11 protein-coding genes are annotated in these 13,688 nt (G+C 58.2%); 4 read left to right on the top strand and 7 right to left on the bottom strand.

Annotated features, from left to right (window positions below; genetic code table 11):
• Positions 1-216, top strand: coding sequence for a hypothetical protein (locus BK665_RS34730; RefSeq protein WP_123403209.1), 216 nt, complete (start codon positions 1-3; stop codon positions 214-216).
• Positions 217-281: 65 nt separating this feature from the next.
• Here the strand turns inward: BK665_RS34730 and BK665_RS04330 are convergent, their stop codons facing one another.
• The 3 genes from BK665_RS04330 to BK665_RS04340 form a co-directional block, all read right to left on the bottom strand.
• Positions 282-590, bottom strand: coding sequence for a hypothetical protein (locus BK665_RS04330; RefSeq protein WP_123403211.1), 309 nt, complete (start codon positions 588-590; stop codon positions 282-284).
• 302 nt (positions 591-892) lie between these two features.
• A complete protein-coding gene (locus BK665_RS04335; RefSeq protein WP_123403213.1) occupies positions 893-1,285 on the bottom strand; it encodes a hypothetical protein in 393 nt (130 codons plus the stop codon).
• Positions 1,282-6,156 (bottom strand): RHS repeat-associated core domain-containing protein, encoded by a 4,875-nt coding sequence (locus tag BK665_RS04340; RefSeq protein WP_123403215.1) that lies wholly within the window; start codon positions 6,154-6,156, stop codon positions 1,282-1,284. The genes BK665_RS04335 and BK665_RS04340 overlap by 4 nt, the downstream gene beginning before the upstream one ends.
• Positions 6,157-6,418: 262 nt before the next feature.
• On the opposite strand from BK665_RS04340, the gene BK665_RS04345 reads away from it, so the two are divergent.
• Positions 6,419-7,114, top strand: a complete 696-nt coding sequence (locus tag BK665_RS04345; protein WP_123403217.1) for an HAD-IA family hydrolase — start codon at positions 6,419-6,421, stop codon at positions 7,112-7,114.
• 120 nt (positions 7,115-7,234) lie between these two features.
• Here the strand turns inward: BK665_RS04345 and BK665_RS04350 are convergent, their stop codons facing one another.
• Entirely contained in the window at positions 7,235-7,981 is a 747-nt protein-coding gene (locus tag BK665_RS04350; RefSeq protein WP_123403219.1) for a 3-oxoacyl-ACP reductase family protein, read from the bottom strand.
• A gap of 125 nt (positions 7,982-8,106) precedes the next feature.
• On the opposite strand from BK665_RS04350, the gene BK665_RS04355 reads away from it, so the two are divergent.
• On the top strand, positions 8,107-9,030 hold the full coding sequence (locus BK665_RS04355) for a LysR family transcriptional regulator (protein WP_123403221.1): 924 nt from the start codon (positions 8,107-8,109) through the stop codon (positions 9,028-9,030).
• A 106-nt stretch (positions 9,031-9,136) separates the two neighbouring features.
• On the opposite strand, the gene BK665_RS04360 is transcribed toward BK665_RS04355, so the two are convergent.
• The 3 genes from BK665_RS04360 to BK665_RS04370 all read right to left on the bottom strand — a co-directional run bounded on the left by BK665_RS04360 (position 9,137) and on the right by BK665_RS04370 (position 12,783).
• Entirely contained in the window at positions 9,137-9,865 is a 729-nt protein-coding gene (locus BK665_RS04360) for an aspartate/glutamate racemase family protein (RefSeq protein WP_123403223.1), read from the bottom strand.
• A gap of 57 nt (positions 9,866-9,922) precedes the next feature.
• Positions 9,923-11,464, bottom strand: coding sequence for an NCS1 family nucleobase:cation symporter-1 (locus tag BK665_RS04365; RefSeq protein ID WP_123403225.1), 1,542 nt, complete (start codon positions 11,462-11,464; stop codon positions 9,923-9,925).
• 578 nt (positions 11,465-12,042) lie between these two features.
• Positions 12,043-12,783: a phosphoadenylyl-sulfate reductase gene (locus tag BK665_RS04370; protein WP_008042297.1), complete on the bottom strand. Its 741-nt coding sequence runs from the start codon at positions 12,781-12,783 to the stop codon at positions 12,043-12,045.
• Positions 12,784-12,956: 173 nt separating this feature from the next.
• Between BK665_RS04370 and thrH the strand changes: the two genes are divergently transcribed.
• Complete coding sequence (thrH, locus tag BK665_RS04375; protein WP_123403227.1) at positions 12,957-13,574, top strand: bifunctional phosphoserine phosphatase/homoserine phosphotransferase ThrH; 618 nt, start codon at positions 12,957-12,959, stop codon at positions 13,572-13,574.
• Positions 13,575-13,688 lie beyond the last annotated feature (114 nt).

Here is a 13,688-nt window from a genome sequence, read left to right on the forward strand (position 1 = left end):
ATGAACGCTGATCTGAAAGTCACTGACGGTGAAACGCCTGAATACCCGCTGCCTTCGCCCACTGATTCCTTGAGTCGAGATCAGCGTCCGCCTGATGATGAGGATGAGGCAGGGGTTGAACAGTTTCCGGGTAGTGATGTGAAACGGGGGGATGTTGAGGCGAGTCCGGATGATCCTGACATTGCGGGGGAGGATGGGTCGGGGGAGCCGAGTTGAAGAATGAGGCGGTGATAAAGCCCAATAGTTAGTTGGGCTTTTTGATTTGATTAAAGCAGTACCCTTCAGTTTTTTGCTGCGCTAATTATAAAATTTTGCGCTTCGGTGATTTGCATCTTGAGGGCCGAAATCGATCTGGCCTTTGAAAAAAGCTGAGGTGCGCCCCAGTCATAATCTTTGATGACACTGATCTGAAAAGAGCCGTTGATATCAAACGAGGGATACCAGCCGACATCAAGCAAATAGCAATCAGAGTATTCAACTTGCAGCAGATCTTCTTTGAGGGAATCGATCTGACTAGAAATGTCGGTGTTCTCCAGTGAAGAAAGATCATCGTAAGTGATTTTTCCCTTGATAAAAGTCAGGTCTATCACTTTGTCAGCCTCCTAAATTCGTTTTCTGAAATCGGATGTCCATGGATTGTTTTTGCGCTTAATTCAATACGTATCCAGCGGCTGGGCTTTCCTGCGCTTGCGCCGATCTCATTCTTATATTCTTTACCTTCCATTGTTCCCGTTGGTGACAGGGGTGCCGCTTTCGGAAGCCTCTCTTTCTAGGTCTAAATGTATGTGCCGTGCTTATATTTTTCGAGGCCTGATTCCGTTGCGCTGATCGTTTCCTTCCATTTTAGGATTTTTAAAGGGCTGCGCTTTTAGTCGACCACTAGCATCTCATGTCATTGACCTAGCGAGTCGATCCAGCGTTCGTAAAATTCTCTTTGTTTTTCGATTTTGTCAGTGATGTCGGTATTCTCGAAGTCGAAAATATTGACGATGTCCTCCAGTTCAGAAGTTCTTCCCATCTGCAACTCGTAAGCTACTATGCCACCCGCCATTTGGGAGCACATGCGCGAAGGATAGACGTTCAGTTTTGCCCCTTTACAAAGAAACTTTATATGCGGAAAGTCTGCTCGTAGCATCCCTAGACAGATGAAAAGATCAGATGCGCTGTATTGCTTTTTCAATCCGTCTTTCATCATGAAAACTAACGAGGGTCTTTTTCGATCACATTCGATTTTGGCAGTCTCGACAACCCCACCGATATTTAAAGAAACTTCTATTGCTTTCATGGTTGCTTCCTGTACGGGTTGGGGATCGAGTAGCCCTTATAGCTGCCGTCAGCATAGACTGGTGTAACACCTACAATGTCTTGGTTGTTGATGCCCCCAGGGATAGCAATTTCAATCTCACGTCGGTGAGGTGACATCATTCCGAGTGCTTTGTTTACATCTATCCCTCGAACATTTTTTAGTACATAAACAAATCCATCTTCATAGCCATAACCGGTTGCGAATTTTATGGCTTCCTTTTCCGAGATTGAAGTACTTACAAAAAAGCTGGGAGGACTTCTATTGTCCAGTGCATGCAAGTATAGATCTGTACTGTCACCCAGAGGCTCAAATCCCGCCTCAAAAATCTCCCAAGACTCTCGTGAGTCGCCGCGATACGAGTAATGGTTATTGGGTTTGGGGCTTGGAGTTCCAGGCTCTCCTTCATCAACCTTCGCCCTCCCAGCCGGATCCTCCTCCCCAAAGGCCGGTCTCTTACACCCATCCCCACCCGGACAAGTATTCAACCCCAACGGATCAACCCACCCCGTCGGATTCAGCCCATACCGATACCCGTTCAACCCCCCAGCCAACTTCACCGGATCCTGCGTCAGATACCTTCCAACATCCGGGTTGTAATACCGATGCCGGTTGTAGTGCAGGCCCGTCTCCGCATCGAAATATTGCCCCTGGAACCGCAATGGCTGATCCAGCACTTGATGGGTATCGCGGTTCAAGCGGGTCAGGCGACCATAGGCGTTGTATTGCGCCGCCCAGACGATTTCGCCGCTGTAGTCGGTCAGTTCTTGTGGCGTACCGAGGTGGTCGAGTTGGTAGTAGAACGGGCAGGCGTGGTGCGGGCCTTTGCCGTCGAGCATGGCCAATGGGCGGAAGGTGCCGGGTTCATAGACGTAGCTGCGGTGATGTTCGCGGCTGCTTTCGGCAACGACCTGATCGCCCTGCCAGAAGAATTCGGTGGTTTTGCCGTCGACGGTTTTGGCGATGCGGCGGCCGAAGGCGTCGTAGCGATAATTCGCACAACGTCCATCTGGCGTTGTGACGCCCACTAACCGGTGCTGGCAGTCATACCGATACTGCGTAACTAACTTTTGCCCAGTGCCCCGACGCTCGCGAATCAGGTTGCCGAAGGCGTCATAGTCGTAATGCCGATCGCCCTGCATCAGCAATCGATTACCCGAAACCTTCGTCGCGCCCGGACGGTCCTGCATCAGCAGGTTGCCCGCCGGATCATGGGCAAAGCTTTCCGGCAGATCGTCCCGGGAGTGGCGGACGCGGATCAGTCGGTCGAGAGAATCGTACTGGTAGCTGCGTTGGCCGTGGCGGGTGTCGGCGATGTGTTCAAGGTTGCCGTTAGCGCTGTAGGCATAATCGCGGCGGTACAGCGGTTGTCGTTGTTGGCTGACAGCATGGGCCTTAAGGCGCCCTTGTTCGTCGTAGGCATATTCGCTAAGCAGCAGGCCCTGTTGGCGCTGTTGCTCGCGTCCGGCGGCGAAGGTGTGGGACGTCAGCCGAGCGCCGTTGAGGTCGATGGCGGTGAGGGCGCCACCCTTGGCGTGATGGTAGTCGAGCTTGCTGTTGTCGGGCAGGCGCAGGTAGTTGAGCTGGCCGCAGGGGTCATAGCCGTAATGCAACGTGCCCCAACCCTGGTGTTCGGTGATCAACCGATCCTGTTGGTCGTACTCGAATTCCAGCGGATGGTCATGGCTGTCATCAACACTGACGAGACGCCCGAGACCGTCGTAGCGGTATTCGACCGTCGTCCCGTCGGGCAGCGTCTTGACCAGCAACCGACCGGCCGAGTCCCGTTGATAGCCGGTAATCAGTTGCGAGCCATCTGCGCCAAACTCGGTTTTCTGCAGCAGATGGCCATTCAGGTCGTATGCGTAGGCCGTGCGCTGCCCGTCGAATCCGGTTTCCTGTCGGATTAATCCATTGGCGGTGTAGTCCAGCTGATATTTTTCGCCGGATTCATTTTCTATTTCTGTCAGCAGAAGTTGCGCGTTGTCGTAGCGATACTTGAGCTGGGTGCCGTCGGGATTGATTCGGCGACTGACCAAATGCAGATCGTCAGCATATTCGTAGCGGGTGATGCGCCCGAGTTCGTCCTGTTGGGCGGTAATCTTGCCGTAGGCGTTGTAGCTGAAGGTGCGGTTGGCGCCTGTAGGAAGCGTCGTCTGAATCAGTCGGCCAACGGCGTCCCACTGGTAACGAGTGACAGCGCCATGTTCGTCCTGGCTGGTAGTCCGACGTCCCAGCACGTTGTAGGAATACTTTCGCTGCCCGCCATCCGGCAGGGTCTCTTCGACCAGTTGCCCCAAACCATTCCACAAGAACACATGGCGACTGGTATCCGGGTAGCGGATCGATAGCAACTGCCCCTGAGCGCCGTAGTGGTAATGGGTGATCTGCCCGTCGGGATCAGTCGCTTCAGTGACATCGCCCTGCGCATTACGCTGATATTTCCATACCGCTTTGCCACGTCGTCGGGCATGCAGGAAACCGTTGCGATACTCGTAGGACGTCGGTTCATCTTCCGGTGGAATCAGCGTCACCAGGCGTCCGACTTCGTCATAGCGGTATTGGGTGATCGCACCGAGCGGATCTTGCTCGGCAATCAATCGTCCCTGTTCGTCGTAGGACTTGAGGTGTTCGCCACCATCCAACTCAACCTTGCGCACCAACCGCGCCCGGTCGTCATGGACGTAAACCTCTTCGCTACCGTCGACGTTTTTGACCACGACGCCGCCTTGGTCATCCCAGGTGTAAGCCGTGTCCATCTGCGAAAACGAAGCCCGGTGCCGGACACATCGCGCAGCCTTGCCGGACTTTTCCCACTCCCAGAAGAAACTCGCCCCACCGGCCAATTGCCGCTGCAGGATCACGTGCTGATCGTCGTAGTCGTAGCGTTCGCTTTCGCCCGCAGCGTTGGTCGCCTCGACCAGGCGATGCCGGGCGTCGTAGCGGTAGGAAACCAGCGTCTGCTCGGTACGCCAGGCGTCATTCAGCGTGTCGGCGGGGTGAAGCGTCTGATACTCGACCGCGACCAGATGTCGGCGCTCGTAGCACAACAGCAGCGAACGACCGGCACCGTTGTCGAGGCGTTGAATGCGATCCTGGCGATCGCGGGTGATCCGCAGCCGATTGCGGTAGGCGTCGCTGATTGCCGTTAGCCGCCCGTTGTGAAAGTGGTAAAACCTCGGCGCGTCGCCCGCCATGGCGACGATCAGTTCCTGCGGCTCGTCCCCCAAATAGATCGCCGCTCGCGACAGACTGTTATGAATCGCCGGCCGCTCGGCGCTCGGCAGCGGAAATTTCGTACGACGGTTTTCGTGGTCGACCCAGACGACGCTGTCGCCATCGATTTCCAGGCGATGGGCCAGGGAATGACTCCAACCCCAGCCCAACCCGCCATCCAGTTCCGCCGCGCTGGTGCGATACAACCGGGTGAAATCGAAGGGCAGTACACCGTCGAGAGTGCCGTCGGTCAGGGTTAGCAGTTCTTCGCCGGTGACCATGGACACCGGACAGCCATTGGTGCAGGTCAACGGCCCGCAATCGGCACTGTCACCGTTGGGGTTTTTCGCCTGATCCGGTGCCTCGTCATGAGGTTCGTGTCGGACCATTCGCGTTTGCGCGTCGGTTTTGTCGCGAGCGATGGGGGCCGGGTTTTTCACCACCAGAAGCGGTGACTCGCCGTTGCGGATCTCCAGCGGCACCGCCGGCGTCGGCTTCAATGGCGCACGGCGCGCATTGACCGCCAACGGTTTGAGCGCGCCCGCGTGGTCATTCAGTCTCGACGCGGCGGTCAGCTCGCACAGGCGCAAGGTGGCCGCCGCCAACCATTGCCGCGCCCGTGGCGATTTGACTTTGCCCAGCACCTTCGCGCTTAAACCGAGCTTCACGCCCAGTGGGCCGGTCACGGCCATCAACAAAAACGCGATCAGCATGTCTGTGCGGATTTGCGCCACCACCTCGGCGGCGAATTGTGGCGGCAACATCCTCAGCCAACTGGTAAACGCGGCGAGGTGAATGAACAGCAGTGGCTCATCGCTCAACACCAGCAGGCCATTGGCGATGGTCTCGGCGGAAGCCGCCAGCAGCGCGTCAAGTTCGGCCTGGGTCAGGTACTCCAGCAGCTTTTCGCTGTTGGCTTGCAGGTCGGCGAGCAGGGCGTAGACCTGTTTCACGTCATCCCAAACGCCCTGCAACGAATCTCCGACACCCTGCCAATCGGCTTCCTGCAACATGCCGTAGCGATCAAGAAACCCCGTGCTGGCGAACTCTTTCCATAACGGTTCGAACTCGTTGCTCCACTCAGCGCGCAGCCAGCCTTCCAGCTCGTCGATCAAACCCTGATAAGAGGCATAGAGCACCTTGACGTGCTCGGCAGAAACATCGGGAAAAAAGGTGATGCGATAACGCTGGCCCCGTTGGCAGGCGGAAACCTCAAGAATGCCGCTCGGGCCGATGGTGTCGTGGACGGGATCGCCGAATGTCAGCTCACCGTTGTGATCGGCGATCACCGGTTCCAGCATCACCGGCGTGTTGCCGATCGGTACGAAACGCGCAGCCTCGAACATGTGGACCAGAGTCAACGGGCCTTGGGCGGGGCATTGGGCAACGACAGCGCTGACAGGATTGTCGGGTTTCAGTGGCGCACTAAGGCGAACATCGTTGCCAACCTTGAACACCTGCTCGACATCAAGCGCCGGACCGCTCCAGAAGTTTTCCGCCCAGCGTTCGTAGTCGTTGAGGCAGAGGCGGAACTCACCGAGCAACCTTTCGACGTCAGGTTGTTCCGGGTTCATGGCGGCGACCACCAAAAGGCCGATGGTGTTGTTCAAGGCCAGGAGCCGATCGGGGTCGAACATTCGCAGTCACTCGCGCGCTTAAAAATAAGGAGCGCAAGACTTTGCGGGGGATCGGCGAGGAAAGAAGTCAGGAAAGGAGGCGTTTGTTGTAGGGATAATCGCTAAATCATCGACAGCACATCGGTACAGGTTTTTTCATCCATCGGGCATTGCCCGTTGCCCTGGGCCAGTTGCGCTCGTTATGCTGCTGAACCCTTTAATCGATCCGAGCACTGGCCGTACCTGAGCCGCCTGGGATGTCATTTAAAACGGATCAGATGCGATGAATGCACCACTGAAAGCGCTGGGCCCGATCAAAGCCGTGATTTTCGACATGGATGGCTTGCTGCTGGACACCGAGGGCATCTACACCGAGGTCACCTCGATGATTGTCGAGCGTTATGGCCGCACCTTCGACTGGAGCATCAAACAGAACATCATCGGCCGTGGCGCCGGTGACCTGGCGCGTTATGTGGTCGAGGCGCTGGATTTGCCGATCACCGCCGAAGAGTTTCTGGTGATCCGTGAGCCGCTGATGCGCGAGCGTTTCCCCAAGGCCCTGGCCATGCCGGGTGCCGAGGAACTGGTTCGGCACTTGAAGGCCAACAATATTCCGATTGCGGTGGGCACCAGCTCTTCGCGCCAGTCGTTCGGCCAGAAAACCACGCTGCATCGCGATTGGTTTGCGCTGTTCGACTTTGTGGTCACCGCCGATGACCCGGAAGTCGGTGCGGCCAAACCGGCGCCGGATATCTTCCTGACAGCAGCGCGGCGCCTGGGTGTCGCGCCCGAGGATTGCCTGGTGTTCGAGGATTCGCCGTTCGGCGTCACGGCGGCGAAAGCGGCGGGAATGACCGCGATTGCGATCCCGGATGCGGCCATGGCTGACGAAAAGTATGCACATGCTGATGGCATTCTTCGTACGTTGAAGGCGTTTACGCCGAGTGCGTGCGGTTTGCCTGCTCTCGAATGGGCCTGATGATGTAAGTGTGGGAGCGGGCTTGCTCGCGAAGACGGTTTAACATTCAACGACAGTGTTGACTGTTAGACCGCTTTCGCGAGCAAGCCCGCTCCCACATTGGGTTTTGCGTTTAGCCGATCAAGCGCCGAAACCACCATCGATCGTCAGGCTGGCACCGGTGATGTAACCCGCTTCCGGACCGACCAGATAAGCCACGAAACTGGCGATTTCTTCCGCTTTGCCGTAGCGACCCACGGCCATCAGCGGGATCAGGCTCTCGGCAAAGTCACCGCTGGCCGGGTTCATGTCGGTGTCGACCGGGCCTGGCTGCACGTTGTTGATGGTGATGCCGCGTGGGCCGAGGTCGCGGGACAGGCCTTTGGTCAGGCCCACCAGTGCTGCTTTGCTCATGGCGTACGGGCCGCCACCGGCGAAGGGCATGCGGTCGGCGTTGGTGCTGCCGATGTTGATGATGCGGCCGCCTTCGGTCATGTGTTTGGCGGCAGCCTGGCTGGCGATGAACACGCTGCGTACGTTGATGGCCAGGGTCTGGTCGAAGTCTTCGAGAGTGAAGTCTTCCAGCGGCGCGACGGCCAGCACACCGGCGTTGTTGACCAGGATGTCGAGGCGACCAAAGGCTTCGACGGTAGCGGTCACGGCGTTGCGAATGGCCTCGGCGTCGGCGCTGTCGGCCTTGATGGCGAGGGCCTTGCCGCCGTTACCGGTGATGCTGTTTTGCAACTCTTCGGCCTTGGCGGTGGAGCTGACGTAAGTGAAGGCAACTGCTGCGCCTTCAGCAGCCAGCCGTTTGACGATGGCGGCGCCGATACCGCGGGATCCACCTTGAATCAAAGCCACTTTGCCGCTGAGGTTCTGAGTAGTCATAACGATCTCCAAAGTCCCGAGGCGAGATGTCTCGGTTGATGGAGCCTAGTATCGATTGCGCATTACGGTCTGTGTAGACGGTAATTGCGATAGTCTGTGTAAACCAAAAGTTTATAGTGGCGATCATGGAAACCTTCAGCAGTATCGAATGCTTCGTCCGTAGCGCCGAGGTTGGCAGCTTCGCCGAAGCCGCGCGGCGCCTGAGTTTGACCCCGGCGGCGGTGGGCAAAAGTGTTGCCAAACTTGAGGCGAGGCTGGGTGTGCGGCTGTTTCAGCGCAGCACTCGGAGCCTGACGCTGACGGAGGCCGGCCAACTGTTCTTGAGCGAAGTCAGCGCCAGCCTGCACACCATTCAAAACGCCGTTGCCAACCTGGCCAGTGCCGAAGGGCGCCCGGCCGGCACGCTGAAAGTCAGCATGGGCACGGTGTTCGGGCGTTTGTATGTGGTGCCGTTGCTGGGGGAATTTCTGCGGCGCTTTCCGGCGATCAACCCGGACTGGCATTTCGATAATCGCCAGGTGGATCTGATCGCCCAAGGGTTCGACGCGGCGATTGGCGGCGGATTTGAACTGCCCCAAGGCGTGGTGGCGCGCAAGTTGACTCCGGCCCATCGGGTGCTGGTGGCATCCGCCGAATACCTGGAGGGGCGCGAGGCGATCATCGAACCTGATGACCTCAAGCTGTGCGACGGGATTCTGATCCGCTCCCCGCAAACCGGTCGCGTGCGCTCCTGGCAACTGACCAGCCGCACCCAGCAACACAGCCCGCTGGTGCTCAAGGCGCGGATGACCATGAGCGATTCGGAGGCAGCCTGCGCCAGTGCCGCCCAGGGTTTGGGCATCGCGCTGGTGAGCATGCCGTTTGCCGTGGGGTATCTGGAGGCCGGGACGTTGCAGCGGGTGCTGCCAGACTGGTATGTCGACGATGGCAACATTTCGATCTATTACGCGGAATACAAATTGTTGCCGGGCAAGACCCGGGCGTTTGTGGATTTCATTATTGAGCAGTTTGCGGAGCGGGGGTTGGGGGAGCGGTTTAGTGCTCTTTAGGTTTGGCTTGGGACCGAGGTGTGGCCTTCGCGAGCAAGCCCGCTCCCACATTTGGAATGCATTTCCCTGTGGGAGCGGGCTTGCCCGCGAAGAACGATAACGCGCTCTACCGACCAAACCGCCCCGGCCACCCAATAATCGTCTTCGGCCGCGGCGTCGCATACGTCCGCACCTTGGACGTCGACAACCCCAACCGCACCAACGATTCGGCAATGGTCACCGCCGCCGTCACGCCATCCACCACCGGTACGCCGGTGCGCTGACGAATCTGCTCATCCAGCCCGGCCATGCCGCCGCAGCCCAGGCAAATCACCTCGGCCTTGTCCTCCAGCACCGCCAATTCCGCCTGGCGAACAATCGCCTCCAGCGCCCGTTGCGGGTCGGATTCCAGCTCCAGCACCGCCAAGCCACTGGCCCGCACCGAGGCGCAACGGTCCCACAGCCCCGACAACTTGAGGCGGTCCTCGATCAGCGGCACGGTGCGATCCAGCGTCGTGACCACCGAGTACGCATGTCCGAGAAACATCGCTGTGCTGGCGCCGGCATCGGTGATGTCCACCACCGGCACGTTGAGCAATTCCTGCAAGCCTTCGCGCCCGTGTTCGCCGTAGCCGGCCTGGATCACTGCATCAAACGGCTGGTCGTAGGACATGACCCGATCCATCACGGCGATGGCGGCCAGGTAACTTTCAAAATTGCCCTCGATGGAGTCAGCACCGAAATACGGCGTCAGGCCGATGATTTCGGTGCCAGGCGCGGCCACGGACTGGGCCTGGCGGGCGATGGCCTGGGTGATGGATTCGGTGGTGTTGACGTTGACCACGAGAATTCGCATGGGAAGTCCTTATAACGGGGTGGTTCTGCGGCCCGACGTTGCCGGGCCGCCAGGGGATTAATGGCTGACGTTATCCACAGCGATGCTTTCACCGCTGACATCGGCGTAATGCGGCTGCCGTTTGGCGATGATCAGGTAGAGCATCCCTGCAATCCCGGCGCCAATCAGCCAGGAGAACGGCGACACGCTGTGGAAACCCGGCATCAGTGCCAGGACGATGGCGATCAACGCTGCAGGAATAAATGCCGCCACGGCGCGGAGATTGACCCCATGGCTGTAGTAATAAGCGCCGTCGGGGTCTTCGCTGTACAACTGCGGCACGTTGACCTGACCTTTTCGTACCAGCCAGTAGTCGACCATGATCACCCCGTACAACGGGCCGAGCAGGGCGCCGAGGCCAGACAGGAAATACACAATCACCAATGGGCTGTTGTAAAGGTTCCAGGGCAGGATCAGCACGGCGATGGTCGCGCTGATCAACCCGGCGCGGCGGAAGGTCAGGTACTTCGGCGCCAGATTGCTGAGCACGAAGGCCGGGGCGACGAAGTTGGCCATGATGTTCACCGCCACGGTGACGATCAGGAACGCCAGGCAACCGAGGACCAGGAAGAAGGTGTTGGGAATCGAGGCGATGATTTCGGTCGGGCTTTCGATGATCCGGCCGTTGATCTGAAATTGCGCACCGCAGAGCAGGACAGTGATGCTGGCGAACACCAGAATATTTACCGGCAGGCCCCAGAAATTTCCGACCTTGATGGTCTTGCGGCACGGCGAGGAGCGGGCGAAGTCGCAGAAGTTGAGGATCAGCGTGCCGTAGATCGACAGCCACAACGCGCCGCCGGCAAAAATGTTGCGCCACATCTCGCCACCGCTCAGCGGCTCGCGGATCGACCAGGCGATGGTCGCATCGGCCTGAAAGTACATCCACCCGGCGAGTGAGGCGACGGTCAGCAGAATCACCGGCCCGGCAAACGCCTCGTAGCGCCGCACCATTTCCATGCCGTAGGCCAGGATCGCCAGTTGCACGAACCAGATCGCCACGAAACAGATCCAGCCCAGGGTCGATAGACCAAGGATCGAGTTGTGGTCGTAATCGGCGAAGCCCGGATGCACCGCCGTCAGCAGGACGCGAAACACCACCGAGGCCAGGTACGTCTGAATCCCGAACCAGGCGATGGCGATAACGGCGCGGATCAGTGCAGGAATCTGCGCTCCGTGAATGCCGAAACTGATCCGGCTGATCACCGGAAACGGCACACCGGTTTTCTGGCCCATGTAGCCGGACAGGTTCATGAAGCAATACACCAGCGCTGCGCCGATCCCCAGGGACAGCAGAATCTGCCAGCCACCCAGGCCCAAGGCGTAGAGGCCGATGGCGAAGGAGTAGTTGGCGATGTTGTGCACGTCGTTGGTCCACAGGGCGAAGATGCTGTAGCGGCCCCAGCGCCGGCCTTCAGCTTTGGTCGGCGCCAGGTCTTTGTTGTGCAGGCGTGGGCTGAGCACCACCGGGGCTTGGTCGGGTTGGTCGTGAACGTTGAAGGCAGGTTGGGAGGAGGGCAGATCCAGCGCGATGTTGTTATTGGATAGGCTAGTACGCATTCCGGCAGGCTCCTGAGGCTTGGCATCGCGATGACTGTGCATGAGCGAGGGCTCGACAAATCTTCGTCGCGGGCGGTCAGCATCATTGGTTACGGGGCATCTGCAGCCTGTACGGGATAGGGCGCTTCAGGCTTGCGGATCGAAAGTGTGTGTATGTTTTGATTGTGATTGTATACAAAACATAAGTGCACTTAAGCCAGTTCTATGCCATCTCAGGATCTATGAAGTTCTTTTGTAATTTCGTTTTGTTATTGATGGAGACTAAGTTACTGAAATAAAGACAATATAAATTGACCGATTGAACAGATATTTATTTTTTGGCGGGATGTGTGGGAAAGATCGACTGAGGAAGTCTGGAAAGGGGAATGTAACTTTTCGGGGCGTTGAAACTAAAAGTGCACACATAAATGGCACCTATGGTGACATTCGTGTGTACACATTTATTAAGTCGCTTATGTAACCCTTGTGGGAGCGGGCTTGCTCGCGAAGGCGGCGTGTCAGTCGCCTTCAATCTTGACTGACACACCGCCTTCGCGAGCAGGCCCGCTCCCACAGTTGGATCTTTGCAAGGCTGGGGGTTAAGCCTTGGATTTGCTGATGATGTTCCCCGCATGCAACCCGCATTCTTTCTGCGTCGCTTCTTCCCACCACCAGCGACCTTCACGCTCATGCTGGTTCGGCAGCACCGGACGGGTGCAGGGTTCGCAGCCGATGCTGATGAAGCCGCGCTCATGCAGGCTGTTGTACGGCAGCTCGAGCATGCGGATGTAACCCCAGATCTCTTCGCTGGTCATTTGCGCCAGCGGGTTGAATTTGTACAGCGTGCGTTCCGGGGTCGAAAACGCAGTATCGATTTCCAGCACCGCAACGGCGCTGCGGGTGCCTGGGCTCTGGTCCCGGCGCTGGCCGGTGGCCCAGGCGGTGACCCCGGACAGCTTGCGGCGCAGCGGCTCGATCTTGCGGATGCCGCAGCATTCGCCATGGCCGTCCTTGTAGAAACTGAACAGGCCCTTTTCCTTCACGAACGGTTCAAGTTTCGTGTAGTCCGGCGACACCAGTTCGATGTCGATCTTGTAGTGCTCGCGCACCTGATCGATGAAACGGTAGGTCTCGGGGTGCAAGCGGCCGGTGTCGAGGCTGAACACTTTCACGTTCTTGTTCAGCTTCCAGGCCATGTCCACCAGCACCACGTCCTCGGCACCGCTGAAAGATATCCACAGGTCATCGCCAAACTCGGCGAACGCGAGTTTCAGGATGTCCTGGGCGGATTTGTTGGCATAGGTCGTGGCGAGTTCCACGACATCGAACGATGGGCTCATCAGGGCGGCTTCCTACAGGTCGGTGGCGCTGGGCGCTCTATATGGCGTCGATGGTAACAAAATCCCACAGACCCTGGCGCGCCCTCTGCGTTGCGCGGGCTGGCCCGAGTCGCTAGAGTTCGGCAGTCCTTTTGCTCGCTCGACTCAATAATCAATACAAATGGGAGTGTCTTGTGGAAATTGCCTGTCTGGATCTTGAAGGTGTGCTGGTCCCGGAAATCTGGATCGCCTTCGCCGAAAAAACCGGGATCGAATCCCTCCGGGCCACCACTCGGGACATTCCCGACTACGACGTGCTGATGAAGCAGCGCCTGCGCATCCTCGACGAGCATGGTCTGAAGCTCTCGGACATCCAGGAAGTGATCGCCACCCTGCAACCGCTGGACGGCGCCATCGAGTTCGTCAACTGGCTGCGCGAGCGCTTCCAGGTGGTGATCCTGTCGGACACCTTCTACGAATTCTCCCAGCCGCTGATGCGTCAACTGGGCTTCCCGACCTTGCTCTGCCATCGCCTGATTACCGACGATGCCGGGCGCGTGACCAACTATCAGTTGCGTCAGAAAGATCCCAAGCGTCAGTCGGTTTTGGCCTTCAAGAGCCTCTACTACCGGGTGATTGCGGCGGGGGATTCCTACAACGACACGACGATGCTGGGCGAGGCGGATGCGGGGATTCTGTTCCATGCGCCGGACAATGTGATCCGCGAGTTTCCACAGTTCCCGGCGGTGCACAGCTTTGCGGATTTGAAGCAGGAATTTATCAAGGCTTCCAACCGCGCCCTGACCTTGTAAACCCTGTTGCTGTCGCTGATCGTTCCCACGCTCTGCGTGGGAATGCAGCCCGGGACGCTCTGCGTCCCAAAGCGGACGCGGAGCGTCCATTGAGGCATTCCCACGCGGAGCGTG

The organism is Pseudomonas frederiksbergensis, from assembly GCF_003732665.1.
Lineage (GTDB): Bacteria > Pseudomonadota > Gammaproteobacteria > Pseudomonadales > Pseudomonadaceae > Aquipseudomonas > Aquipseudomonas frederiksbergensis_G.